Genomic DNA, 25,990 nt, shown 5'->3' with positions numbered 1-25,990 from the left:
TTTGCTACGGCAATGTAACCATTAGTGACAACTGGGAAGGAATACGCCCGACAAGCCTTGCCGGGCAGTCCTGCGACGCCTGCGCGCCTTAGCGGGCGACGTCGGTGGCGCGGCGCGCGGCCATGAATGCCTCGATGTGACGAATCGCCGCTTCGCACTGTTCGAGTGTCAGTAGATGGATGGAGGGATTCGGCAGATCGAAACCCAGTTCTTCGGCGATCCAGCGCAGCGCCCGGCCGCGCGCCTCGAATACGTTGACCTTGTCGCGCCGCACCTTGGCGGCAACCAGCGGTTCGAGCGCATCGTGCAGACGGCTCTTGGCCTCGCGCAGCGCGGCATTGGCCAGGCGCCCAAGCGGCACGTTGCGCGTACTGCGCGCCGGCACGCCGATCCACGCCTCGCAGGGCGCACAGACCCACAACGTGCCGTGATCGTCGCGGTAGGGATAGGCTTCGTCGCCAAAGCGGGCGAGCAGCGCTTTCGCGCCGCAGTAGTCGCAAAGCGGCTGCGGCAGCGCCTTGACCGGGCGGCCTACGCGCATGCGGGGCTCCTTTCTGCGGCGCGGGCGGATTGGGTCGGTTGCATCATTGGGGTCCTGCCTGTTGTGAATAGCGGTCGATATGCAAAAGCATAGCGGCAAACGGCGTGCGCTTATCGCGCCAGATGGCATAGGCCGTCTGGTCAGCTTGCGCCCGCCGTGGCGCGATCCGGCTCGCGTTCGAGCGATCGCGTGTCGCGCAGCGCGGGGAAAAGCCGCATCCACAGCAGCGCCACGCAAATCGTCGCCACGCCGCCCACCAGCACGGCGGGCTGCGCGCCCCACCATCCAGCGGTCAGGCCCGATTCGAACTCGCCCAGCTGATTCGACGTGCCGATGAACAGCGAATTGACCGCGCTCACGCGGCCCAGCGTTTCGTTGGGCGTGCGCAATTGCACGAGCGAGCTGCGCACCACCACGCTCACCACGTCCGACGCGCCCAGCACCGCCAGCGCCATCAGCGAGAGCACGATGTTGTGCGACAGCCCGAACGCGATCGTCGCGAAGCCAAACACGATCACGCCGCCGAACATCGCCAGGCCCGGCCTGCGCCGCAGCGGGAAGTGCGCGAGCCAGATCGTGCCCGTGAGCGCGCCCACGGCCGAAGCCGAGCGCAGCAGACCGAGTTCGAGCGGCCCCGCGTGGAGAATGTCGCGGGCGAAGATCGGCAGCAGCGCGGTCGCGCCGCCAAACAGCACCGCGAACAGATCGAGCGAGAGCGCGCCCAGAATCACCGGCTGCGAGCGGATGAAGGCGATGCCCGAAAACACCGATTCGAGCGTGACGGGCGCGCGCGACGCGGGTTTCGTGTGCAGCGGAATGTTGGCGGACAGCACCGCCGCGAGCGCGAACGAGACCGCACAGGCCGAATAGGCCGCGCCCGCGCCGACGCCGTAGAGCAGGCCGCCCAGCGCCGGGCCGAGGATCTGCGCAGTCTGGGTCGCGGAGGTGGACCATGCGGTGGCGTTGGGCAACTGCGAGCGCGGCACCACGCCGGGCAGCAGCGACGAGATCGCCGGCGACTCGAACGCGCGGGCCGCGCCCACGCAGGCCGCCAGCGCATAGATGATCGGCGCGCTTAGCCAGCCGCCGAAGGTGCCGCAGGCGAAGGTCAGCGCAGCAGCGCATTCGATGCTCTGACAGACGGCCGCGATGCGCCGCCGGTCATATCGGTCGGCGACATGGCCCACGACGAGCGTGAGCAGGAACATCGGCAGGAACTGCGCGAGTCCGACGAGACCGAGCGCGAATGCGCTTTTCGTCAGCGCGTAGATGTGCCAGCCCATGGCGACGGCGAGCATCTGGAACGACAGGGAGGCGAGCACGCGCGCGCCCCAGAAACGCTGGAAACTGGGATGGCGCGCAAGACTGCCGGACGCAGCGCCGGAGTCGGATAAGGGTGTGTTCATTGGACGGCGTATGGACGGCGACTGAAGCCGGCGCGCGCCAGCGGCGGGCGCGGCGGCGCGTGAAGCGGAACTGGAAAGCTGACAATTCTAGAACAATGGGCGCGGCGGTACTCGCGTAGCTTTCGCCGGCCTTATTACGCGTGAAACATTCGGAGAGCGGCGTTGGGCAAACGCCAGGCGACGAACCACCTATCGATATATCCATTAGAATATAACGAATCCGGCGTGGCTTTGGCGCGCCGCTTGAATGTACATATTGGCTGCACGCGTGAACGTGCAGGTCCGCGAAAGGTGGGGAAGTGAGCAGTCGGCCCTTGATGATGAATGCCGCCGTCACGGCGATCTCGGTCACGCCGGCGCGCGTGAGCGCCCCGTCGGGCGATCTGCCCTCGACCATTACGACGCTGCGCCCCGCCAGCGGCCATGACCGCGCGGAGCGTATCCGCGACGTCGTCGATGCCTTCCGGCGGCTGCGCGAGAGCGTCGCGCGCTTCAACCGCATGTTCGCGGCGCGCGCGGGCGAGCCCCCCGCACGCGACGCGACCGACACCGCACTCCAGCCGCTTTTGACCGCGCTCGCGCGTCATATCGATCCCGCCAGCTTTGCGCGCCATCGAGAACTCAAGCGCGCGATCCGCGATGCACGCCGTCTGGACAAGACCCGCGAGGCGCTCTTTTCCGATGCCTTGTGTCTCGACACCGAGGCGATGCGCAAGACCGCCGCGGAACTTGACCGGCTCGATACGGCGTTCGTCGGCCTGTGCGTCGACCACGTTCTGGCGCAGCACGAGCAGCACGCACAAGCCGCGGGCAGCACGCGCACGGCCTGATCGGGCGGGCCTGGCCGACCGCCGGACAGCGCTATATTCCGTGATATATTGCGCTGTCGGTATGCGCCCTGTTCGCATCGCCGGCCCGCGCTCCTAACCGGACAGAGGACAGAGGTCACCATGCACGCACCGCCGTTTCGCCTCGCGCGCACCTCGGGCGCCGCGACGCCGGACGAGGCGCCGCATCTGCGCGCCTTCGCCCCCGCCGCCGACTGCTGCGGCCCCTCGCAGGCCGAACTCAACCGTTCGCGCGGCCGCACACGTCTCGCCGATCTCGATTCGCATCTGCACTGCTCGATCATCGGCACCTGCCTGTCCACGCATGAACTGCGCAAGCTCGTGCCGAAATACGCGTCGCTCGACGGCCAGCACGCGAGCGATCTCGACATTCATCACACCGCCGTCGAACTGGCGATCCAGGGCGGCGCGGGCGGCAAGGCGCTGCAAAAGGCGCTCGACACGCGTTACGCGGGTGCGTTGCGCCGCTTTGCCAGCGCGCGCGACGCCGACGCCGTGCTGGCGCTCTGGAACGAAGCGCGCGCGAGCGGCGACATCCCGGCCGCCTACTGGGCGCTGATGTCCCACCCGGAAACGACGATGGAAGTGCGCCAGGCCGCGTTTGGCGACCTGCACATGCTCTCGCATCTGGTGGGCGCGGCGAACCGTGCGGACCTGCGACGCCTGGTCGTACTGGAAGAAGAGAACGCCGCGCTGCAAGCCAAAATCGAGCGTCAGCAGGCGCGCCTGCACGCGATGAGCCTTGAGCGCGACGAAGCGCGCGCGGCGCTCGACGACCACACCACGCGCGCCGTGGCGCAACGCGAGCCGCAGAATGAATCGGCGCTACACGCGCAGATCGCGGCGCTACAGCAAGCGCTGGCGGCCCGCGACGCCCGGCTCGCGCTGGAAACCAGCCGGCGCGAAGCCGCCGAACAGCGCGCCGCCGCCGACGAACACGCGCTGCGCACCGTGCGCACGCAACTGGACGAAGCGCGTGCGCTGATCGACGCGCTGCGCGCCGAGGCCTACGCCATGGAAAGCTCGATGCATGCGGGCGACGAAAGCGATGGCGACGCTTCGCGCGCCCTGCCGCGCGAAGCGCTCAAGGGCCAACGCATCGTTTATGTGGGCGGTCGGCCGGGTTCGAATCATGCGCTGCGGCGCTGGGTTGCCGCGGCGGGCGGCGAACTGACGGTCCACGACGGCGGTATCGAGGACCGCAAGGGTCTGCTGGCGGCCGCGCTCGCGGGCGCGGACATGGCCGTGTTCCCGGTCGATTGCATCGACCACGATTCGATGAATATGCTCAAGCGCGTGTGCGAACGGCATCAGGTGAGCTATCACCCGCTGCGCACAGCCAGCCTCGCAAGCTTTGTCGAGCTGATGGTGCGGCTGCATACCGGCCCGACCCCGGCGCTCGCGGCCGTGCCGGTGTCGCGCTTCTGCCTGCGCCACGGTTGAGAAGCGGATAAACCGCGGCGCTCAGCCCTTGACGAGTTTGGTGAGCGCGGCGATTTCGGGCGCGCAGGCGGCGGCCGCACGCGCTTCGATGCCACGATAAAGACGGATGATTTCCTCGCCGACCGGCGTAAGCGTGCTGCCCCCGCCGCTTTGGCCGCCGTGCTCCGACACCGTGGCCGGCGATTCGAGCGCGCGGTTCAGTTCGTCCATCAACAGCCATGCACGCCGATACGACATATTGAGACTGCGCGCCGCCGCCGATATCGAGCCGTGATCGCGCACCGCCTCCAATAGCTGCACCTTGCCGGGACCAAGCGCGACCGTCTCGTCCTGGATCACGCGCATGCGAAAACGCACGTCGGGTTCGCGACGCGCGCCCGTGCTGGCGGGCTCGTTTGTTTCAGGTGCGGGCGGAATGGTTTCGGCAGCGCTTTTGCGCGTCTTCACGGGCGCTGGCGTGCGGTCTTTGGCGGATGCAGTCATGGGCGCAAGCATACACGATGGGTTTGGCGTCTCCCATGCCAGGAGGCGCGCCAGAAGCGCTAATGAGCGCGCTTCCCGTCCGGAAAACAAAAGCCGAAATCCTCGCAGCCGGGACAGCCCGGCGCAGGTCCCGACGCCTCGCCGCGAGACAGCGCCAGTTCGCGCGCGAGCAGCTTTTTCCAGCGCAGGTTGCCGGTATTGCGCGCGACGACTTCGGGAAAGAAACGCGTAAGCATCTGTGTGACGTCATCGCGGCCGGACAAGCCGAGATCGCGCCACAAATGGTCGGGCCGCAGGCACGCGTGCGCGAGGATGGTGGCGAGACAGCGCGCGTCGTCGGCATCGGTTTCGGGCGCGGCCAGACCGATCAGGAAATCGCGCATCGCAGCGGCGAAGGCGGCGTGCTTTTCGTTCAGCACAGCGACGGATTCATGCGACGGCGCCGCGAGTGCGCCCGCCGCAAAATGCCGCGCCGCCAGCCCAGCCATCTCCGACGCCGATAAACCCAGCAACGCGCGCTCGCCGCGCACTTCGCGCGCCGCCACGAGGCGCGCGAACAGCCAGGCGTCCGCCGAGCGCGCGCCGCCTGGCACACCGGTCAGGCGGTCGCGGCACGCTGCCGTGGGTTGATCCGGATCGGACGGCGAGCCGCTCATGGCAGACGCCCAGACGCCTTAAGCGTCCACGCCGATGATGACGCTCGACGCCTTGAACAGCGCCGATGCGGTCTTGCCCGCCGCGAGGCCGAGGTTGTCGACGCTTTCGTTCGTGATGATGGCCGCGACCTGCGCGCCGCCAGGCGCTGCGATCACGACTTCGGCGTTCACCGCGCCCTTGGTGACCGACGTCACGTTGCCGGTGACGACGTTGCGCGTGGAAACCTTGCTCGCATCGCCGTCGACCATCAGGATCACCGACGATGCCTTGACCAGCGCGAAGGCCGGCTTGCCTGCCGCGAGGCCCAGCGAAGCGGCGCTGCCGTGCGTGATGATGGCGACGATTTCCAGGCCGCCGTCGGCGCGCAGCGTGACTTCGTCGTTGACGGCACCGTGCTTGACCGAAGCGATCTGGCCGGTGAAATGATTGCGGGCGCTGGTACGCATGACTGTCTCCTCAAAGGTTCAAGCGGGTTCAAGCTGGGGTAGCAGACCAGTGTAGTCGCGCCCGACATCCACGCCCATTTGTTATCGCGAAGATTGGCCATCCGGATAAGCACAACGTTGCGTCAGGACGTCGTAATATATCGACCTTTATAACGCTACGGGGTAGATGAGATGATCCGCAAGTTGATCGCATCGGTCGTGATGATGTCGGGCGTGCTGGCCGCGAGTTCAAGTGCATTCGCAGCAGATGACAATGATGTGAACGTGCTTTACGCAGGCTCGCTCGTGAACCTGATGGAAAAGAGCGTCGGCCCCGCGTTTGAAAAGGAAACGGGCCTGCATTTCAAGGGCTATGCCGCCGGCTCGAACAAGATCGCCAATGAGATCAAGGGCAAGCTGCGCCGCGGCGACGTGTTCATCAGCGCGAGCCCCAAGGTCAATTCAAACCTCATGGGCGAGGCCAACGGCAACCATGTTTCGTGGTACGTGAATTTCGCCGAATCGCCGCTGCTGATCGGCTACAACGCGAAAAGCCGTTTTGCCGCCGACTTCAAGACGAAGAAGTGGGACCAGGTGCTGCAGGAACAGGGCATCCGTATTGGCCGCACGGACCCGAAGCTCGACCCGAAGGGCGCCTTCACCGTCGAACTGATGACGAAGGCGGCGCAGGCGTATAACCAGCCGGATCTGGTCGAAAAGACCCTCGGCACGCCGGACAATCCGGAGCAGGTGCTGCCGGAAGAAACGCTGGTTGGCCGTCTGCAATCGGGTCAACTGGACGCGGGTTTCTTCTACTCGACCGAAACGTCCGATCTGAAGATTCCGTCGATCCACCCGGCGCCCGAACTGAAGATCAAGGCGAACTACACGCTGACGATCCTCAACGACGCGCCGAATAACGCTGGCGCTGCGCGCTTCGTGAACTTCCTGCTCTCGGCGGAAGGCCGCAAGCTGCTCGCCGAACATGGCGTGGATGTGACGAAACCCACCGTCAACGGCAACGGCCAGGCGATCCCGCCCTCCGTGCAGGCCGTGATCGACGCCGCACAGCAATGAGCCTGATGCGGTCATGACGCAACCCGTGCAGCGCGCCGCAAGGCCGCTCTGGTGGCTGGGCGCGCTGCTCGCGGTCTATCTGTGCGCGCCCTTTCTCGCCAGCATTCCGCAGATCGGTCAAGCCGACTGGGCCAACGTCGACTGGCACGCTACGTGGTCGGCGGTCGGGGTATCGGCGGGGAGTGCGAGCGTCGCGGCGCTCCTGATCCTGATCGGCGGCGTGCCGCTGGGCTACTGGCTCGCGCGTTCGCGCTCGCGCGGCGTTGCGCTGCTGGGTTTCGTGGTGCAGTTGCCGCTGGCGCTGCCGCCGCTCACGAGCGGCATTCTGCTGCTGTTCCTGCTTGGGCCGTATAGCCCGCTCGGCTTGCTCACCAACGGCGCGCTCACCGATTCCTTCACCGGCATCGTGCTCGCCGAAACCTTCGTGGCCGCGCCGTTTCTGATCGTCGCGGCGCGCTCGGCGTTCACCGCGGTCGATCCGGTTTACGACGATGTCGCCGCCACGCTCGGCCATCACGCCGCCAGCCGTTTCTTCCGCGTCACCCTGCCGATCGCCTGGCCCGCCATCCGCGCAGGCCTTGCGCTCGCGTGGCTGCGCGCGTTCGGCGAGTTTGGCGCAACGGTGATGGTCGCGTATCACCCTTACTCACTGCCGGTGTACACCTACGTCGTGTTCGGCGGCCAGGGCTTGCCCGCGATGATGCCGCTGCTGCTGCCGACACTCGCCATCGCGATCGTCTGCGCGGTGCTTTCGGTCTACACGCGCGGCGCGCGCGCCACGCTGGCGGTGAGCGTCGATAACGGCGACGAACTCACCGCCATCACGCCCGCCACCACCTCGAACGACGCCGCCGACCTGCGCCTCGCATTTGCGGCGAAGCGGCACCTTGGCGCGTTCACGCTCGACGTCGCCTGGCAACCGCGCACGCGACGGCTGGCGATCATCGGGCCGTCGGGATCGGGCAAGTCGCTCGCGCTGCGCATCATCGCGGGGCTCGAAGCCAACGACGCCGGCGCGGTGACGCTCGGCGCGACGGATCTTGGCGTGCTGCCGCCCGAGCGCCGCCAGATCGGCTATATGCCGCAGGACTACGGCCTGTTCCCGCATATGACGGTGGCGCAACAACTGGCGTTTCCCGTCGATGCCGACGCCGCCAGCGCGCGCTACTGGCTCGCGCATCTGGGTCTGGACACGCTCACGCAGCGCCTGCCCCGCCAGCTTTCGTTCGGCCAGCGCCAGCGCGTTGCGCTCGCGCGCGCGCTCACGCGGCACAGCCCTTTGCTGCTATTCGACGAGCCCTTTGCCGCGCTCGACACGCCGCGCCGCCGTAAGCTGCAGCAATCGCTGCGCGCGCTCCAGCGCGAGATCGCGGCGGTGACCGTGATCGTCACGCACGATCCCGACGAAGCCGCCCTGCTCGCCGATGAAGTCCTCGTGATCGAACATGGGCGCACGTTGCAGGCCGGTCCTGTCGACGCCGTGTTCGCGCGCCCCGCCTCGCTGCGTGTGGCCGATCTGCTCGGCTTGCATAACATTGGCGAGGGCGTCGTGCGGGTAACGGGCGAAATCGAGACGGCTCGCGGGCTGCGGCTGCCTTGCGCTGACGCGCTCGCGCAGGGTTCGCGCGTGATGTGGCGCGTTGCGCCGCGCGCGCTGCGCGCCGCGCCCGACGGCCGCTGGGAAGGCCGCATCGCCGGGACGTCGCTGCGCCACGGCGACCGCTATGTGACGATCGAACTGGCAGGCGAACTGTTCGATATTCCCGCCGACGACTGGGCCGACTCGCATGACGGTACGCGCGCGCTGCGTTTTGAGATCGATGCGGGCGGCGTCACGGCGTGGGCCGCCGAAGGCTCCTGAAAAGGCTCACCTTTAGGTTGAAGGTGGTGGCGCGAGCGGGCGGCCGGTTTGGAAGCGGGCCGCTGTTTTAAGGGGTTTTCTGGCTTTTGCCGGTGGCGGCAAGCGTTGCGCTCACCTGCCTGGCAACGCTCCCGAACATCCTCACCTCAACCCGTTTCGCCAGTGTCAGCCACGCGAATGCGAAAAAGATTCGCATCGCTTAACCTGGGACTACCAGGAAAATTCTCCAGAAAAATGGCCTTGTTCCAGCGTTTTTCCTCCGATATGCGCCTCGGAACGCTCATGAAGACGGTGAATGACCGACTGCCCCGTTCCCTCACCGCACGCTGATTGCCCACACCGTGGCGCCACCTTCCCGAAAACCCTCACCATAGACACAGCGCGTCATCGTTGCATTGGGGTTAGCAATCACCTGGCGTGACCTGGGAGTCCCAGGAAATTTTTAAGCATGATTCACGCAGAAATTGCGTGATTTCTTGCGCAGCGCTTGCCTGACGAGTGAGCCGACACCCCCATCCTGGATCACCTCACGCTTCGCAGAGCCGAACAACTGCCGCCGCATCGCGATCCCGGATACCCTCACCTTTCAGCTCAACGGTCTGCCAGCGTTCAGATCACGAACCGGCTATCCGCATCCAGCACCGTCGGCAACGCAACCAGATCCGCGCGCGCGAAACGCACCAGCGAAAACGCGCGCACGCCTTCCGGACTCGCCGGAATGTGCGCGAGCGGAAACACAATCGGCGCGGCGCCGTCGGCCTGCTCCATCACGATGTTCATCGGATTGAGCGTCACCCGGCGCATCTCTACGTTGGCGTGCTTTTCCGGATGGCCGAGCACGTCGCAGATCACTTCCAGTTCGTGCTCGATCGCATCGGTCTTGAGGCCCAGCGCCGCGAGCGCCTGCTCATTGGCCGCAATCTCCGCTTCCAGCCGCGCGAGTTCCGAGGCATCCGCGAGCACGCGTTCGCCCACCATGCGCTGCGTGCCCGCGCCCTGACGCGTGAGCAACTGGCGGCGCGTGCGCAGCAGCGCCCGCTCCTCTTCGAGCGCGCCGCGCCGCGATTCGTCCGCGGCAATCTGCGCGAGCCCTTCCAGCGCGATCTGCTCGACCACGCGCTGCACGATCTGCGCACGCAGATCCGCTTCGGATTCGCCGCAGACACGCACCTGATGATCGTCAAAGCTCACCGTGGTCTGGGCGACGTCGGCGTGCACCTGATCGCCCTGCTGCCTGACGCCAAAGCCGCGCCGTTCGTTCATCGCCATGCCCAGCACCGCCCAGGTTTCGCGCGCGAGTGGATGGCTGTCGAACCACGCGTGCAGTTCGGGCGAGCGGCTCAACACGTGCGCGATGTCATCGGGCGCGGCGAAAAATGCGTGGATGTAGGGATCGGCGAGCCAGTTCGCGGCGCTCGCTTCGTGCGCGGGCGGCAGGCTTGCGACCAGTTCGCTGATATAGCCATGCGAGGTAGCGAGCGCCGGCACGAGCCGTTCGCGATACGCACGCGCGAGCTTGAGCGACGGGCTGAGCACCGTCAGCCGTTCAACGAGGGCGCGCGTCTGCGCCGTTTCCTGAAGTGGCTGCGCGCGTTTGCGCGGCCACAGGCGGTCGAAAAGTCCCATCGTGCAACTCCGTAGCGCGGCGCGGGCGGCATCGGTCCGCGCGGATCGCTATTTATACCGTTTCTCATTATTCAGCCGATGACAGGCGGTCACGTCCCTCCTGAAAATACTCACCTTAAAATCTGGCGTCAGTCACTTTGATTTAGAAAATCTGCAAAGTAACTTGAATACATCCATAAAAGCCGATTTTTTCGGCCTTTGAGGCCCACTTCTGCTCCCGCAAACACTCACCTTTGCCGTTTTCTCCGCTGATAGCGGTTTACCGGGCGACTTTCGGGCCGCGTTGCCCTCCCGTCGACCTCAATCCCGTAAAGCCTCACCTTTCAGGTGTGCGACACCCCGAGAATCAAATCCCGAAAACCCTCACCGTCGCCCGACAAATGGACCGGCAATTTCACCACCGAATAAATCACGTAACCCTGAATTCATTTATTCGGATACCAAAGCAAATTGATTCGAAAGCCTTCGCGAATCTTGCCCGCACATTTTCATTCGTTATGCATCGTAATCAGGGTTTGCCTCTAGCTTGTCGATACGCAAAAGGCCGTTATCCGTAATATGCGCGCGCAACGAGCGTCCCACCTTTCGGGAATCTGCGGGGATCGCGCCAGGAATGCCGATTGCGCCGGCGCCTCGCCGTGCGCGGCGGACACATCAGGACAAACCCCTGTTGCGGCAGGTCCGAGCCGTGACAGCGCAAGCGATACGGCGTGCTGGCGCGGTTTTAGAGTGATTCGTTCAATTGACAGCGTGCAATGTCATGATCCAATCTTCAGCGCATAAATTATTACGAGACAGGGAGGCAGACATATGTTGGAGAGCATTGTCCGCTGCGTCGCGCTGGCCGCAGCCGCAACGCCGCTTCTAGTCGCATGTGGTGGAGGCAAGGCGAGCGATCCGTCGGCGATCAATCCGGCGCAATGCTCGGGATCGACGTGCACGGGTCAAGGCGCACCTAGCAGCGCGACCGCTGCGACCGCCCTCTGCCCGGCCGATGCCGATATCGCCAAGAACACGTATCTGGGCGGCGCGGGCAGCGGCGAGGTGGTGAGCCTGAGCATCGATCCCACCAAGATGACCTACTCGCTGACCTTCCTCGCTTCGCCGATTCCGGCACAGTCGAGTTCGGTGCAGAACACGCGGGCGGGCCTGACGATTACCGGCGCGGTCCAGCATCCGCCGAGCGGTGCGCTGCCCACGGCTGCGCAGATCGCCTGCGCGTTCCAGCTTCAGCAGGGCACCGGCACGCTCAACGGCAGCACCTATACCACCGCGTACAACGCCAGTAACCCGCCGACGATCTACGTGGGCTTCGGCGTGGCAGGCGGCGGCATTCCCGGTGCGACCGTCAACATCACCGGTGACAGCACGGCCGCGCTGCTCTTCGGCAACGTCAAGTCGCGCACCTTCGACTTCTATCCGTTCCTGGCGTTCTCGTCGGTCAGCACAAGCATCGCGGATCTGCAGGGCAACTGGAACGCGCTGCTCTATCACATCGTGCCGACGCAGAATTTCGCTGCGGCCGCCACGACCGCGCAGGAAACCTACGACGCCAGCGGCAATTGCAGCGTGACGAGCGGCGCGACCAACACGTCGTGCGATACCGCCACCTCGCAATGGGCCACGGATTCGAATGGCAGCTACTTCACCAGCGCCAATGCACCGCGCATCGAGTCGGCGTCGGTCGCGCTGCTCGCGCACGGTGGGTCGAGCCATCTGATCCTCGGCAAGCTCAACGGCAAGATCGTGCCGGTGGTCGTGCGCACTGGCTACGTGAACGAGGGTCTCTCGCTCGCCGTCGACGACGAATCGGGCATCGCCATGATGGCGCCCGCCAGCAATCTGACCTCGGGCTCGTTCGACGGCAGCTTTATCGGCGCGGACTCGAACTTCGCCTACACGGCCACGCTCATCAATGGCGGAACAGGCGGCTTCCTCAAGCCCTCGACGATGACCACGCAAAGCACGTTCACGCTCGATTACACGCAGACGCATCCGGGTCTGATCGGCGCGACCGACAACAACGGCAAGACCGGCAACGTGATCGCCGTGGGCGGCCTGTACGGCATCTTCCTGAATGGCGAGGAAAACGGCGGCGTCACCTCGACGTCGGCGAATAGCGAAACGTCCAATACGCCTTACTTTGGTGTGGGCGCGCTGATCCAGCCGCAATAACCATTGATTCGTACAGCAAATCAACAAGAAACAGGCAGCACGCAGCAAGCCAGAACGGGGCGCCACGACAGGGAGCCGGCGCCCCGCCTACAAGAATGAATCTGGAGACGCGGTATGCAATCAAAGCACTTCGCGAAGTGCCTCGCCATGGTTGGCGTAGGCGCCCCGCTGATGCTCACGCTGGGCGCTTGTGGTGGCGGTGGCAGCAGCAGCCCGCCGCTGGTCGAAACAGCGCTTTGCCCGACCTCGCTCGATTACAGCACGGTTTATACGGGCGGCGGCGGTGACGGCGAACTCGTCAAGCTGCAACTCGATACCACCAAAAAGACCTGGCAGATCACCTATGTGGAATCGCCGATTCCGGCGACCACCGGCACCGTCACGCCCACGCGCAAGGGCACCGTGGTCTCGGGCACGATCACGCAGGAAACCGGCCTGCCGACGGCCAAGCTCAACCAGTGTGCGTTCCAGCTGAACGGCGCGAGCCTCGATTCGTCGCGGCCGGCGCGCGTATTTATCGGCATGGGCGTGGCGGGCGGCACGATTCCGGGCGCGGAAATCCAGTTCGCGGGCTCCGGCGGCATCGGCGTGGTGCCGGACACCAAGTTCCCGTATTACCCGTTCATCGCGTTTTCGTCGATCGAAACGAATATCGCCAACGTGGCGGGCACGTATAACCAGCTCGGCTATCACCAGGTGCCGTCGCAGAACTTCCTGCCCGCCGCCGTGGACGCGAAGATCACCATCAACGCCGACGGCACATGGCAGGAGTGCGACAACACCGGCGTGAACGCGGGCAAGTGCCAGCAGCCCGGCACCAACCTCACGCAGTCGAGCGACGGTAGCGGCGCATTCGAAACCGACAACTTCCAGGGGCAGGTCAAGCCCACGCTCGTCACCGGCAAGAACGCGGCGAAGGGCTTCATGATCGTCGGCAAGTTGCGCGGACAACTCGTGCCGGTGCTCGTGCGCACGGGCGTGGCGTATCCGCAGATCGGCACCGATCCGCAGAGCGGCGCAACCGGCCCGGTCGCCGACGATGAATCGGGCATTTCGGTGCTCGCGCCGCAAACGGCCGTCGCGCAGGGTTCGCAGGATGGCGAGTACATCAGTGTCGATAGCCAGTTCGACTATCGCACGCTCGCGCTCAGCGGCACGCAGGGCACGCTGCTCGATCCGTTCAATGCTTCGCAGGCTTCGCTTGCGACCGCACTTGATCTGAACTTCGCGCAGAGCACGCCGGGCGTCGTCACGACCACGCATGTGAACGCTTCGACCGGCACGACGCCGACCGGCAAGATGACCTTCACCGGCGGCGTGTTCAGCTTCCTCGACATGTCGAATGCGTCGGCGCCGTACTTCACGGCGGGTGCCTTCGTGCAGTGATCGCACTCGCTGCGTGCCTGAACGGATCTGAAATTACGCAGCGTTCGACGAGGGACACGCTGCCCATGAGGTGACCGCTCTTCGCCGGCGGGCGATGCCAGGCTTCCAGGCCTGCATCGCGCACGCCAGCGAGCCGCAAGGCGCGCGCAGGACCAGCCGTTCACGAGACGGCTGCCGCGCGCGGGCAGGCCACCCGAACCTGAGAGTCACAGGGAGGAATGATGAGACGTACTGCGAAGGCAGCGGCCGCGGCGATGTTGGCCGCCGGTCTCTCTACGGCTGCCCATGCCCAGCATGCGGGCGACAACGTGGCCGTGCTCGGCTGGTTCCACGTCATGCCGCAGCAATCGAGCACGCCGCTCACCACGACCGTTGCGCCCACGCCGATCAACACGCCGCTGCGCCTGCCGGGCTCGTTCACCTCGCAGGGCACCGGTCTGTCGACCAGCAAGGCGGACACGGTCGGCCTGGTCTTTACGCACTTTCTGACCGATCACATCGCGGTGTCGTCGGTGGCGGGCGTGCCGCCCACCTTCAAGCTCTACGGCCACGGCACCATCAAGCCGCCGGGACCGGCGGGCGCGCTCGGCAGCCAGAACCTGAGCGATGCGTCCACTAATCCGATCGTGACGAGCGTGCGTCAGTGGAGTCCGGCGCTGATCTTTCAGTACTACTTCCGGGATGCCGATGCGAAATTCCGCCCGTTCGTGGGCGTGGGCGTGTCGTACAACTGGTTTTCGTCGATCCAGCTCAATCCGAACTTCGTGAAGGCCACGCAGGACGATCTGGGCGCGGTGCTGGCCGCGGGCGCGGGCAAGCCGGGCACGACGCAGGTGAGCGCGAAGGCGTCGTCGTCGTGGCAGCCGGTGTTCAACCTGGGCGCGACGTACAACATCACCGCGCATTTCGGCATCGTCGCCTCGCTGACGTATATTCCGCTGAAGACCACGTCGTCTGTGATCGTGAAGGCCGCCGACGGCACCGAGCTCGCCGTGAGCCGCGCCGAACTGAAGGCCGATCCGCTGATCTCGTATCTGGGCGTGTCCTACCGCTTCTGACGTAAGTACCGGTAAGGGTGCGTGGTGGGCCAGCGCACGTTCGCGCGGGACAGCGTCTCGCGCTCGTACGACCGCTCGCGCTAAAATCGGCGCATGCCGAAATCGCCCACGCCCCCCGAGACCGAACTCGCGCCCGAGCGCGCCACCGACAGCGAATACACCGTCGATGAACTCGCGCGCGTGGCGAATACGACCGTGCGCAACGTGCGCGCGTATCAGGATCGCGACCTGCTCATGCCGCCCGACAAGCGCGGCCGCGTGGGCATCTATAACGATTCGCACGTCGCGCGTCTGAAGCTCATCAATCACCTGCTCGCGCGCGGCTATACGCTTTCGAACATCCAGGATCTCATCAAGGCCATCGACGATGGCGGCGATCTGCGCTCGATCCTGGGTCTGGAAAACGCCATCGGCGGCCCGTGGTCGCATGCGCGCCCGAAGACTTATTCGCTACCCGAACTGATCAAGCTGTTCGGCCCGCAGGCGCCTAGCAGCCTCACGCGTCTCGCCGATCTGGGTCTGCTCGAACGCAAGGGCCTCTCGTTCGTCGCGCGCAACCCGGCCATGCTCGACGCCGCCGCCGCGACGGTGCGCGAAGGCATTCCGGCGCGCGAACTGCTCGACGTGCTGGAAGAGGCGCGCCCGCATTTCGACGCCATCGCGCGCGTGCTGGTGGAGATGGTGGTGCGTCATCTCGACCGTTACGACGCAGGCGCCCTGCCGCCCGCCACCGACATGCCCGCGCTCGTCGACGCCATCTGGCGGCTGCGGCCGCTTTCCACGGTGTTCGTGGAGAACGAAATCCTGCGCGCACTGGAAGAACAGTCAAGCGACTATCTGGGTGGGCGTGTGGCGACCATCCTCGACCAGAAACTGGGCCGCCGCAGCGTGCCTGACGCCGAAACGGCGGTGGTTGCAGCCGTTGATGAGCCCACCGGAAAACCCGCTCGCGCCCCCAAAAAGGCGGCCAGCAAAAAGCGCTGATCCTGCGCTGCACCACAACTTGAACGCGGCTTAACGCCGCGTTTTTTATTTCGGCCCTGTTTATTACGGCGGGTTCGGAAGGCCCTCGCGCGCCCTCAAAAACGCTGAAACGCCAGGCCTGGCAGGCGTTTGCACGTGTTCGTTCCGTGCACGCACATTTCCTGGAATGCTCCCTCTAGCCTCTTGCGCCCGGCCGTCTCGCGCACTATGTTTACATCATTCAATGTAACAGTTAATAATGAACCATAGGGAGACGCTCCGGATGAACGCACCCACCCGGTCTTTAGAGACGGTCGGCATTGCCATCATCGGCACCGGCTTTGCCGGGCTTGGCATGGCCATCCGCCTGCTGCAGCGCGGCCATACCGATTTCGCCGTGTTCGAGAAAGCCGGCTCGGTGGGCGGCACCTGGCGCGACAACCACTACCCCGGCTGCGCATGCGACGTGCAATCGCACGTCTATTCGTTCTCCTTCGCGCCCAACCCGCGCTGGACGCGCATGTTCGCGCCCCAGCCGGAAATCCGCGCGTATCTGAACCGTTGCGTGGACAAATTCCGCCTCTATCCGTGGCTCAATTTCGATCACGAACTGCAGAGCGCGCAGTGGGACGAGACGGCCCATGTCTGGCGTCTCGCCTTCGCCAACGGGCGGCGCGTTGCGGCGCGGGTGCTGCTCTCGGCGATGGGCGGCCTTTCGCGCGCCGCGCTGCCCGCGATTCCCGGCGTGGAAACGTTTCAGGGCAAGGCGTTCCACTCGCAGCAGTGGGACCACGGCTATGCGCTCGAAGGCAAACGCGTGGCTGTGATCGGCACCGGTGCGAGCGCAATCCAGTTCGTGCCGAAGATCGCGCCGCAGGTCGACAAGCTCGCGCTGTTCCAGCGCACGCCGCCGTGGATCATGCCCAAACCCGACCGCGCGCTCTCGAAGTTCGAGCAATGGATGTTCCGCGCGCTCCCGTTCACGCAGAAGATCGCGCGCACCGGGCTTTACTGGCTGCTGGAATCGCGCGTGCTGGGTTTCGCGATCCATCCTTCGCTGATGAAGAACGTGCAGAAGATCGCGGTGCGTCACATTCGGCATCACATCAAGGATCCGGCGCTTCGCGCGGCGGTCACGCCCGATTACACGATCGGCTGCAAGCGCGTGCTGATTTCGAACGACTACTACCCGTCGCTTACGCGCGCCAATGTGAACGTGGTGACGGACGCGATCGAACGGATCGACGCGACCGGCGTGATCACCACCGATGGCCGCCATCACGAAGTCGATTGCCTGATCTACGGCACGGGCTTTCAGGTGGCCGACCCGTTCGCACCGGGCACGATCCTCGGGCGCGGCGGCGTGGATATCGTCGATACGTGGCGCAACGGCGCGCATGCGTACCTCGGTACGAGCTTGCCTGGCTATCCGAACTTTTTCATGATCGTCGGCCCGAATACGGGTTTGGGTCACAACTCGATGGTCTTCATGATCGAGTCGCAGATCGAATACATCCTCGGCGCGCTCGATGCGATGAAGAAGGATCGCGCCGATGCGATCGAAGTGCGCCCGCAGGTGGAAGCGCGCTACAACGAGCGCATCCAGATGAAACTCGATCGCGCGATCTGGTCGGTGGGCGGCTGCAAGAGCTGGTATCTGGATCCGCGCAACGGCAAGAACACCACGCTCTGGCCAGGCTTCACGTGGCGCTTCCGCCAGGCGACGGCGCATTTTTCCATCGCCGAGTATCAGGTATTTCGTGCGCCACGTCGTGAGGATGCCGAAGTTCCCGTCACCGTGACCGCGCAGACGACCGAAGCGGCCTGACGCCACGTTCAGCGCCCATCGATCGATCAAGGGAGAGAAAAACAGATGAAGCACTTCGACAATAAAGTTGCCGCCATCACGGGTGCGGGTTCCGGCATGGGCCGCTCGCTTGCCGTGCAGCTCGCCGGCGCGGGTTGTCATCTCGCGCTGGCCGACAAGAACGCCATCGGACTGGCCGAAACCGAGCGCATCGTGCGTGCGCTCGCGCCCAATGTCCGCGTAACGACGCGCGAGCTCGACGTAGGCGATCGCGAAGGAATGTTCGCCTGGGCCGATGAGACCGCCGCCGCGCACGGGCGCGTGAATCTCATCTTCAACAATGCGGGCGTAGCGTTGTCCAGCACTATCGACGGCATGTCGTACAGCGATCTCGAATGGATCGTGAACATCAACTTCTGGGGCGTCGTGCACGGCACCAAGGCTTTTCTGCCGCATCTGAAAGCCTCGGGCGACGGTCATATCGTCAATACGTCGAGCGTGTTCGGCCTGTTCGCGCAGCCCGGCATGAGCGGCTACAACGCCACCAAATTCGCGGTGCGCGGTTTCACCGAATCGCTGCGTCAGGAACTCGACATGATGCGCTGCGGGGTTTCGGCGACCTGCGTGCATCCGGGCGGCATCCGCACCAACATCGCCCAGTCGAGCCGTGTGGCATCGAACATGGTCGGCTTCATGGTGGCGAGCGAACAGCAGGGCAAGGATGAATTCGAGAAGTTCTTCATCACCACCGCCGACGATGCTGCCCGCACCATTCTCAACGGCGTGCGCCGCAACGCGCGGCGCGTGCTGATCGGACGCGATGCGCGCGCCGCCGACTGGCTCGCACGCTCGCTGCCCGCCGCCTACCAGGCGCTCGTCGTGATGAGCGCGCGCCGCGAGGCCGCCAAAGCGCGCAAGCGCGCCCGACGCGCCGAACGCGAGGCCATGCTCAACGGCACGGGCCACACCATGAACAACAACGCAGGTAAAAATCAGGGAGAAACAGCATGATCATGCCGGTACGACGCGACGTCCGTTTCGCGTTACCGCCCGAACGGGCTTGCGACTGGCACGTTGAAGGCGTGCCGGTGACGCACTTCTTCAACGCGCTTTCGCTGCTCTTTCCGGCGGGCGAGCGCTTCTTTATGGATTCGGTGCGCCATTACCGCGACCGTATCGAAGATCCGGAATTGAAGAAGCAGGTCATGGGCTTTATCGGTCAGGAAGCGATGCACACGCGCGAACACGTCGAATACAACGACCTGCTGCAGGCGGCCGGACTGCCCGCGCACAAGCTCGACAAGCGTCTGTGGGCCATTCTCAACTTCGCGCGCAAGATCCTGCCGCCTTCGCTGCAACTGGCGCAGACAGTGGCGCTCGAACACTACACCGCCATGCTCGCCGATCTGCTGCTGGCCGATACGGGCACGCGCATCGAAGGGTCGGTGGAAGGTTACAAGCAGATGTGGCTGTGGCACGCGCTGGAGGAAACCGAGCACAAAGCGGTTTCCTACGATGTCTGGAATCTCGTCATCAAGCCAGGGCCGAAACGCTATCTGATGCGCACGGGCACGATGCTCGCCACGTCCGTGCTGTTCTGGCTGATCGTGTTCGACTATCACCTGGCGCTGATGCGCCGGCACAAGCGCCGCATCGGCAAGTTCAGCGGCTACTGGCGGCTCTTTAAATTCCTGTATGGCCCGCGCCACGGCGTGTTTCCAGGCATCGCCATGGAATGGCTGCGCTTTTTCAAGCCGGGCTTCCATCCGTGGGATCACAACAATCGTAAGCATCTCGAACGGATCAACGGCCTGATCGAGCAGATCGACGAGACCAACGCGCAATATGCCGCGCAGGCCGCGCCGCGCCGTGTGCCCCTGCATGCGGCAAGCACGCCGCGTGCGGCCTGAACGGTCATGCGTACCTTGCGCGATGTGCCGCGTGGCGGTGGGCGTGAATATGAAGCGCCTGCCGTTGCAGCGCTATCCCGTGAGATCGAGCGGCTCGATGTGTCGTCGGATGGCGTGCGGCTCGCCGTGTATGTGAGCGGGCCGCGCGATGCGCCACCGCTCATACTCGTGCACGGCTATCCGGATTCGGCGCGCGTCTGGGAGGGCATGCGCCGCGAACTGGAGACGCGCTTTCGCGTGATCGCCTATGACGTGCGCGGTGCGGGCGCGTCGGCAGCCCCGCGGTCGCGAGCCGGTTACAAGCTCGCGCAACTTGCACGCGATCTGATCGCGGTCGCCGACGCCACGTGCGGCGCACGGCCTTTCCATCTGGTCGCGCACGACTGGGGCTCGATCCAGTGCTGGGAGGCGGTCACCGATCCCGCCAACGCCGCGCGCATCGCGTCCTACACGTCGATCTCCGGGCCTTGCCTCGATCATGTATTCCGCGTGCGCATGAGTCTCGCGCAGTCGCTGCGCTCCTGGTACATCGCGTTCTTTCATCTGCCGCTCGTGCCGCAACTGGTCTGGCGTCTGGGCGGCGCGGCGCTGTGGCCGTGGTGGCTGCGTCGCACCGAAGGCGTTCGCGCGCAGCGCGATCCGGATCAGTTGCGCAATTGCATCAACGGTTTGCAGCTCTATCGCGCGAATTTCATCGCTCGCGCGCGTCAGCCGCGCGAGCGTCGCACCGACGTGCCCGTGCAGGTGATCGTGCCGCGCTTCGACCGCTATGTGACGCCCGCACTCACCGCGAACGTGGCGCAGTGGCTCGGTCGTCATCGACGTGAGATCATCGACGCGCCGCATTGGACCGTGGTGCGCGACGCGCCGCAAATCGCCGCGCGCGTGCAGCGTTTCATCGCGTGGGTAAAGCGCGAAGAAGCGCAATCCGTCGCTCTCGACCTATAACAATCTTGCCCGTGGAGAATCGCGTGAACACCATCGCACTACCCTTGTTGACGGGCGTTATCGTGATCGTCGCCATCATGGCCACGCTCGCGCTGCTTATGCTGTTCACGCGACGCGCGACGCGCCGCATCGAACAGGACGTGCCGATGGATGGCCGTCTGATCGATGTCGATGGCGAGCGTCTGCATTACGTCGAATTCGGCAGCCGCGACAAGCCGGCCATCGTGTTCGTCCACGGTCTGTGCGGGCAAATGCGCAACTTCGCTTACCTGCCGCTGGAAACGCTAGCGCACGATCATCGCGTGATCCTCGTCGATCGGCCCGGCTCCGGCTACTCCACCCGCAGCGCGCGAGCGAGCGCGAGCATCCGCGCGCAGGGCGACATCATCGCGCGCTTCATGAAGAAGCTTGACCTGCACGCGCCGGTGCTGGTCGGGCATTCGCTGGGCGGTGCAATTGCGCTCGCGGTCGCGCTCGATCATCCCGAATCGGTCACGCGCATCGCCTTGATTGCGCCGCTCACGCATGTGCAAACCGAAGTGCCGAAGGCGTTTCGCGCGCTCGTCGTGCGCTCGGGCGCGGTGCGCCGCTTCATCGCACGCACGCTGGCGACGCCGTTTGGCCTTGCCACCAGTACGCCCACGCTCAAGGCGGTCTTCGCTCCCGAAGCCACGCCGACGGATTTCCGCACGCGCGGCGGCGCGCTGCTGAGCCTGCGGCCGACGGGTTTCATCAATGCATCGCTCGATCTCGTCGCTATCGAAGATGCCGACGATCTCGCGCAGATGGAGCAACGCTACGCAGAACTCTCGGTACCGGTGGACGTGTTGTTCGGACGCGGCGATATCGTCCTGAACTGGACGCGCCACGGCGATGCGTTGCGCCGACGCTCGAAGCAGGTCTCGCTCAAGGTGATCGATGGCGGCCATATGCTGCCCGTCACGGCGCCTTCGGCGACTGTCGAATGGCTTCGCAGCGCGATTGCCGGTACGACGCAGGCGCAGGCCGAGCGCGCCATTTCGGTGGATCAGCACGCGGGCACTCAGACATCGCCCTCTGCGGCGGTGCTGCAACAGCGCGCCGTTATGTAGGCGCGTGAGCGCTAGAGCGACTGCTCGGTCGTAAAGCGTGCGAAGCGGGAGGTGAGCTTGCTATCGTAAATGGCTGCGGTGCCGTGCTTACGCGCGCGCCGCTACGCGATTCACGACAAAAACATATTGGAGACGACCATGGCAGCCCAACTGCAAGCGCAGACGGCGCCAGCGGATGGCGCGCGGCACACCGCGCCCGATACCGATGGCATCTGGTACGCATCGTATCCCGCTGGCGTTCCCGCCGAGATCGACGTTTCAGAGTACGAAACGATTACGCACTATTTCGACGAATGCGTCGCGCAGTTTCGCGATCGCGTCGCCTATGTGAGCGTGGGATCGTCGCTGACCTATGGTGAACTCGCGCGCAAAGCTGAAGCTTTCGCGGCGTGGCTGCAAGGCGTGGGCATCGCGCCGGGCGAGCGCGTGGCGATCATGTTGCCCAATACCTTCCAGTATCCGGTTGCGCTGTTCGGCGCACTCAAGGCGGGCGCGGTGGTCGTCAACGTCAATCCGCTCTATACGCCGCGCGAACTGGCGCATCAGTTGAAGGACAGCGGCGCACGCGCAATCGTCGTGTTCGAGAACTTCGCAAAGACGCTCGAAGAGGCGCTGCCGGGCACGCGCGTCGAGCATATCGCGGTGACAGGTCTGGGCGATCTGCTCGCGGATGGTCTGAACCTCAAGGGCAAGCTGCTCAACTTCGTGTTGCGCCACGTAAAGAAGATGGTGCCGAAGTACACCCTGCCTCAAGCGGTGCGTCTGCGCGATGCGCTGCGAGCCGGTGCGCGCCGCACGCTCGCGCCCGCACTGCGCACCAGCGGCGATCTCGCCTTTCTTCAGTACACCGGAGGCACCACGGGTGTCGCGAAGGGCGCGATGCTCACGCATCGCAACATCATCGCCAATGTGTTGCAGGCGAAAGCCTGGTCGGCCTCGCAGCTCACCGGCGAAGTCGAAACCGTACTCACGCCGCTGCCGCTGTATCACATCTATTCGCTCACGGTAAACGCGCTCATCTTTCTCGGGCTGGGCGGCCGCAATATCCTGATCGCGAATCCGCGCGACACGAAGCGCATGATGATGATCCTGCGCCGCGAAACCTTCACCGGCATCACGGCAATCAACACGCTCTACAACGCCCTGCTCGACGACGCCGAATTCTGCAAGCGCGATTTTTCCTCGCTCAAGCTCGCGATGGCAGGCGGCATGGCCACGCAGAAGGCCGTGGCCGATCGCTTCAAGGCCGTGACGGGCCAGCCCATCGTCGAAGGGTACGGCCTTACGGAATGCTCGCCCATCGTCGCGACCAATCCCGTCGAGCTGGGCAATATGCGCGACTTCGCGGGGACGATCGGCCTGCCAGTGCCGTCCACTCAGGTGCGTTTTCGTCGCGAGGACGGCACATGGGCCAATGTGGGCGAGCCGGGCGAACTCTGCGTGAAGGGTCCGCAAGTCATGCTCGGTTACTGGAACCGTCCCGACGATACCGCCCAGGTGCTCGACGCCGATGGCTGGCTCGCAACGGGCGACATCGGCGTGATGGACGCGCAAGGCTTTATCCGCCTCATCGATCGCAAGAAGGACATGATCATCGTGTCGGGTTTCAACGTGTATCCGAACGAGATCGAAGAGGTCGTCGCGATGCATCCCGAGGTGCGCGAGGTGGCCGCCATCGGCGTGCCCGATCCCGTGCAGGGCGAGCGTGTGAAGGTGTTCGTGGTGGCGCGCGATCCCTCGCTCACGGCCGATGCGGTGATCGCGCATTGCCGGCTGCAACTCACCGGCTACAAGGTGCCGCGCCTGGTGGAGTTCCGCGATGCGCTGCCGCAAACCAACGTCGGCAAGATCCTGCGGCGCGCGTTGCGCGACGAGGAGATTGCGAAACAGCGCGTGAGCTGAGCGCCGCTGTCTGTTCTGTCTTTGCCGTTCTGCTTTTTCGCTTCACTCAAACAAGCACTGATACAGGGAGACAAATCATGAACACGATCGATTCGCAGCCGGTGACACAGATAGCACGCGCCGTGACACGGTACACGCTACGCCTGGCGGCCCTCGCCGTCGCGCTTAGCTGCGCCACGGCGTTTGCGCAGGACGATGCGAGCCCCGACGCCAGCGCGACACCGACCGCCGCTGCCAGCCCGGCTGGCAACGCCGCGGCGGAAGTCAGCAAGCTTTCCGTCGACCAGCAGGTGAAATGGCTGCAGCGCGCGCAAAAGAGCGGCGCGCTCGTCAAGATGGACGATGCGCAACTCACCGCGCTCTTTCAAACGCTCGACCCGCTCGTGGTGCCGACCGTCATCAAGCTGGGGCCGTCGGGTTATCCGTCCTATGAGTTCACGCTGTCGCGTTGGGAGCGTCTGAACGGCAAATGGCCGTCGAAGCCCGCGCACATGCTCGTGAAGCTCGATCACGATCCTCTGCGTATCTACGCGAAGTGGCTGCCCGATGGCGAGCATTCGGGTGAGGAAGTCATTTACGACGCGTCGAAGAAGCCCGACGAAATGTACGGGCACCTAGGCGGCCTGCTGGGCGTCATGCCGATGTGGACGGCGCTCGACGGCACGCTCGCGCGCTCGCAATCGAATCACAAGATCACGGATCTGGGCACCGAGTTCATCGTGAGCCAGTTCATGACCGACGCGAAGAAGTACGTGGAAGTGGGCGCGCCGTATAAGCCCGACGTCGAGGTAAAGACGATCAACGGCGTGCGCGTGGTTGCGCTCACCTATGTGTCGCCGAGCGGCAAGCCGCAGTTCTATGCGAAGAAGCAGACACTTGGGCTCGATCTGCGCCATCCCTACTTCCGGACTGTCGAAGCCTATGGCGATGACGGCCAGATGTTCGAGAAGATCGTGATCGACAGCATCACGCCGAAGTCATTCGACGCCGACGTATTCGATCCCAAGAACCCCGACTACAAGTTCTGATACGCGCTTGAGGTGAGCATTTTCGGGAGCGCAATGACGGTGATGGAGGCGGCCTGTGCCGCCTTCACCGCTTCATGATGTGCAGGATTTAAGGCGCGATCGCATCGTTAGTTTCACAAACTGCTTTGCGAATTCGCACTGGGTGAGTGGGCCGCGTTGTCGCCCGCTCACCTCGTCTGAATTGACGCGCCGACTCCTGGAATTCCTCACCATTCGCGCATTGCGGTGATCTCGCCGCACATCGACGCACTCACTCTGCTGCGGTATCTCCTGGAACGGCTCACCTCAGCGGCTTAGCGGTACTTCTGCAGTTCCGGGTCCGTGATGCGTTGCTCCGGCAGGTTGAGGATGCCGGGCAGCATGCCCAGTTTGGGCAAACCATCGAGATCGGCCCAGCGACCACCCGAGCCCTGATAGATGATCGTAGGCGTGCCTTCAAAGCCAAGGTCCTGGAACAGTTGCATATTGCGCTCGATTTGCGTCTGTGCGGTCGGCGGAATCTGCGCGAGCGGCGCGATGCCGCCCGATTCATCCTTCTCGGAGTAGTGCGTTTCCAGTTCCTTCAGGAGTGCCGCACTATTCTTCGACTGCAGCAGCGCGGCGGCCTTGCCTGCTGAATCAGGCTTCAGGAATCCCATCGGAATCCAGTGGACCTGCAGGCCAGCGGCTTCATACGGTTGCAGCGCTTTCCATACCAGGTGACAGAAAATGCAGTTGGGATCCATGAAGACGTAAAGCGTCGACTTTACGTTCGCTCCGCTCGCTCCTTCGACGATGGCGCTTGCGCCCTGTAGACGCGTCGCCGCGGTTGCGGGCAACCAGGCCGGTTCGTCGGCGGCCATCGCCGGTACACTGGCCCATGCGCTCAACGCGCTGGCTGCGATCAAGCTGTAAATCCACTTCTTCATTCATCACCTCGGTCGTGCTACGCGCGGACTAGCAAGAGGCGCGAGCCCCGGCGCGAAGGACCGTATCTTATGGTGCCGGAGTGGCGCGCCCCTGACGCCAATATGGCGGGCGTGTCAGGTGAGTGGCGCAAAGGTGAGGGTTTGCGGGAGATGATGTGAAACCGCTGGCGCATGGTGTGGCGCAATGTTCACGGCGGCTCTGAACCGCGAGGCCGGTCTCCCACCGATTGCCGAGCGATTCATTCGCGATCCTGATCGAATGGATCTGTATTGATTTTTTCGCGAGACAAATCGACCGTGTTTTGCTGACTCGCGATTGATTTTTCAAGCGCGTAAACGCCAGAACCCCGGTTCTCTTGCGGAGATACCGGGGTTTTGGACGTACAGCATAAGGAGCCTGACGATTACCTACTTTCACACGGGCAATCCGCACTATCATCGGCGTGG

At 64.6% G+C, this 25,990-nt stretch carries 22 protein-coding genes; 15 read left to right on the top strand and 7 right to left on the bottom strand.

Going from position 1 to position 25,990, the window contains the following annotated elements:
- Window positions 1-88 precede the first annotated feature (88 nt).
- Window positions 89-541 carry a zinc-finger-containing protein gene (locus tag F3J17_RS29365; RefSeq protein WP_167067645.1) on the bottom strand — a complete coding sequence of 151 codons (453 nt, stop codon included), beginning with the start codon at window positions 539-541 and terminating at the stop codon, window positions 89-91.
- A gap of 140 nt (window positions 542-681) precedes the next feature.
- Window positions 682-1,947 carry an MFS transporter gene (locus F3J17_RS29360; RefSeq protein ID WP_167067643.1) on the bottom strand — a complete coding sequence of 422 codons (1,266 nt, stop codon included), beginning with the start codon at window positions 1,945-1,947 and terminating at the stop codon, window positions 682-684.
- 299 nt (window positions 1,948-2,246) lie between these two features.
- Between F3J17_RS29360 and F3J17_RS29355 the strand changes: the two genes are divergently transcribed.
- The gene (locus tag F3J17_RS29355; RefSeq protein ID WP_205195017.1) at window positions 2,247-2,777 is read left to right on the top strand and encodes a hypothetical protein; all 531 of its coding nucleotides are present in this window, start codon (window positions 2,247-2,249) and stop codon (window positions 2,775-2,777) included.
- 120 nt (window positions 2,778-2,897) lie between these two features.
- Window positions 2,898-4,238: a DUF2325 domain-containing protein gene (locus F3J17_RS29350; RefSeq protein WP_167067639.1), complete on the top strand. Its 1,341-nt coding sequence runs from the start codon at window positions 2,898-2,900 to the stop codon at window positions 4,236-4,238.
- A 21-nt stretch (window positions 4,239-4,259) separates the two neighbouring features.
- On the opposite strand, the gene F3J17_RS29345 is transcribed toward F3J17_RS29350, so the two are convergent.
- Genes F3J17_RS29345 through F3J17_RS29335 form a run of 3 tightly spaced genes read right to left on the bottom strand, consistent with a single transcriptional unit; the run spans window position 4,260 to window position 5,824 of the window.
- Window positions 4,260-4,721 (bottom strand): LysR family transcriptional regulator, encoded by a 462-nt coding sequence (locus tag F3J17_RS29345; RefSeq protein ID WP_345891264.1) that lies wholly within the window; start codon window positions 4,719-4,721, stop codon window positions 4,260-4,262.
- A gap of 59 nt (window positions 4,722-4,780) precedes the next feature.
- Window positions 4,781-5,377 carry a nitrogen fixation protein NifQ gene (locus F3J17_RS29340; RefSeq protein WP_167067637.1) on the bottom strand — a complete coding sequence of 199 codons (597 nt, stop codon included), beginning with the start codon at window positions 5,375-5,377 and terminating at the stop codon, window positions 4,781-4,783.
- Window positions 5,378-5,395: 18 nt separating this feature from the next.
- Window positions 5,396-5,824 (bottom strand): TOBE domain-containing protein, encoded by a 429-nt coding sequence (locus tag F3J17_RS29335; protein WP_167067634.1) that lies wholly within the window; start codon window positions 5,822-5,824, stop codon window positions 5,396-5,398.
- A 171-nt stretch (window positions 5,825-5,995) separates the two neighbouring features.
- On the opposite strand from F3J17_RS29335, the gene F3J17_RS29330 reads away from it, so the two are divergent.
- Complete coding sequence (locus F3J17_RS29330) at window positions 5,996-6,880, top strand: extracellular solute-binding protein (protein ID WP_167067630.1); 885 nt, start codon at window positions 5,996-5,998, stop codon at window positions 6,878-6,880.
- Between the two features lie 13 nt (window positions 6,881-6,893).
- Window positions 6,894-8,741, top strand: a complete 1,848-nt coding sequence (locus F3J17_RS29325; RefSeq protein WP_167067627.1) for an ATP-binding cassette domain-containing protein — start codon at window positions 6,894-6,896, stop codon at window positions 8,739-8,741.
- A 609-nt stretch (window positions 8,742-9,350) separates the two neighbouring features.
- On the opposite strand, the gene F3J17_RS29320 is transcribed toward F3J17_RS29325, so the two are convergent.
- Window positions 9,351-10,367 carry a hypothetical protein gene (locus F3J17_RS29320; protein WP_167067624.1) on the bottom strand — a complete coding sequence of 339 codons (1,017 nt, stop codon included), beginning with the start codon at window positions 10,365-10,367 and terminating at the stop codon, window positions 9,351-9,353.
- A gap of 810 nt (window positions 10,368-11,177) precedes the next feature.
- On the opposite strand from F3J17_RS29320, the gene F3J17_RS29315 reads away from it, so the two are divergent.
- The 11 genes from F3J17_RS29315 (at window position 11,178) to F3J17_RS29265 (ending at window position 24,635) form a co-directional block, all read left to right on the top strand.
- Complete coding sequence (locus F3J17_RS29315) at window positions 11,178-12,542, top strand: DUF2957 domain-containing protein (protein ID WP_167067621.1); 1,365 nt, start codon at window positions 11,178-11,180, stop codon at window positions 12,540-12,542.
- A gap of 147 nt (window positions 12,543-12,689) precedes the next feature.
- Complete coding sequence (locus F3J17_RS29310) at window positions 12,690-13,928, top strand: DUF2957 domain-containing protein (RefSeq protein WP_205195021.1); 1,239 nt, start codon at window positions 12,690-12,692, stop codon at window positions 13,926-13,928.
- 221 nt (window positions 13,929-14,149) lie between these two features.
- Entirely contained in the window at window positions 14,150-14,986 is an 837-nt protein-coding gene (locus F3J17_RS29305) for an OmpW family protein (protein WP_167067615.1), read from the top strand.
- A gap of 93 nt (window positions 14,987-15,079) precedes the next feature.
- The gene (locus tag F3J17_RS29300) at window positions 15,080-15,970 is read left to right on the top strand and encodes a MerR family transcriptional regulator (protein ID WP_167067612.1); all 891 of its coding nucleotides are present in this window, start codon (window positions 15,080-15,082) and stop codon (window positions 15,968-15,970) included.
- Window positions 15,971-16,232: 262 nt separating this feature from the next.
- The gene (locus tag F3J17_RS29295; RefSeq protein WP_240161202.1) at window positions 16,233-17,777 is read left to right on the top strand and encodes an NAD(P)/FAD-dependent oxidoreductase; all 1,545 of its coding nucleotides are present in this window, start codon (window positions 16,233-16,235) and stop codon (window positions 17,775-17,777) included.
- 45 nt (window positions 17,778-17,822) lie between these two features.
- On the top strand, window positions 17,823-18,767 hold the full coding sequence (locus F3J17_RS29290; RefSeq protein WP_167067605.1) for an SDR family NAD(P)-dependent oxidoreductase: 945 nt from the start codon (window positions 17,823-17,825) through the stop codon (window positions 18,765-18,767).
- Window positions 18,764-19,666 (top strand): metal-dependent hydrolase, encoded by a 903-nt coding sequence (locus tag F3J17_RS29285; protein WP_167067602.1) that lies wholly within the window; start codon window positions 18,764-18,766, stop codon window positions 19,664-19,666. The genes F3J17_RS29290 and F3J17_RS29285 overlap by 4 nt, the downstream gene beginning before the upstream one ends.
- Window positions 19,667-19,672: 6 nt before the next feature.
- On the top strand, window positions 19,673-20,614 hold the full coding sequence (locus F3J17_RS29280) for an alpha/beta fold hydrolase (protein ID WP_167067599.1): 942 nt from the start codon (window positions 19,673-19,675) through the stop codon (window positions 20,612-20,614).
- Window positions 20,615-20,691: 77 nt separating this feature from the next.
- Window positions 20,692-21,705 carry an alpha/beta hydrolase gene (locus F3J17_RS29275; RefSeq protein ID WP_167067836.1) on the top strand — a complete coding sequence of 338 codons (1,014 nt, stop codon included), beginning with the start codon at window positions 20,692-20,694 and terminating at the stop codon, window positions 21,703-21,705.
- A gap of 138 nt (window positions 21,706-21,843) precedes the next feature.
- On the top strand, window positions 21,844-23,607 hold the full coding sequence (locus tag F3J17_RS29270) for an AMP-binding protein (RefSeq protein ID WP_167067595.1): 1,764 nt from the start codon (window positions 21,844-21,846) through the stop codon (window positions 23,605-23,607).
- Between the two features lie 77 nt (window positions 23,608-23,684).
- Window positions 23,685-24,635, top strand: a complete 951-nt coding sequence (locus F3J17_RS29265) for a DUF1571 domain-containing protein (RefSeq protein ID WP_167067592.1) — start codon at window positions 23,685-23,687, stop codon at window positions 24,633-24,635.
- A gap of 293 nt (window positions 24,636-24,928) precedes the next feature.
- On the opposite strand, the gene F3J17_RS29260 is transcribed toward F3J17_RS29265, so the two are convergent.
- Window positions 24,929-25,543 carry a thioredoxin fold domain-containing protein gene (locus F3J17_RS29260; RefSeq protein ID WP_167067589.1) on the bottom strand — a complete coding sequence of 205 codons (615 nt, stop codon included), beginning with the start codon at window positions 25,541-25,543 and terminating at the stop codon, window positions 24,929-24,931.
- Window positions 25,544-25,990: the final 447 nt, after the last annotated feature.

Origin of the sequence: Burkholderia sp. Ax-1719 (assembly GCF_011753055.1) — a bacterium.
Classification (GTDB): domain Bacteria; phylum Pseudomonadota; class Gammaproteobacteria; order Burkholderiales; family Burkholderiaceae; genus Paraburkholderia.
This window is presented reverse-complemented; position numbering and strand designations above follow the sequence as displayed.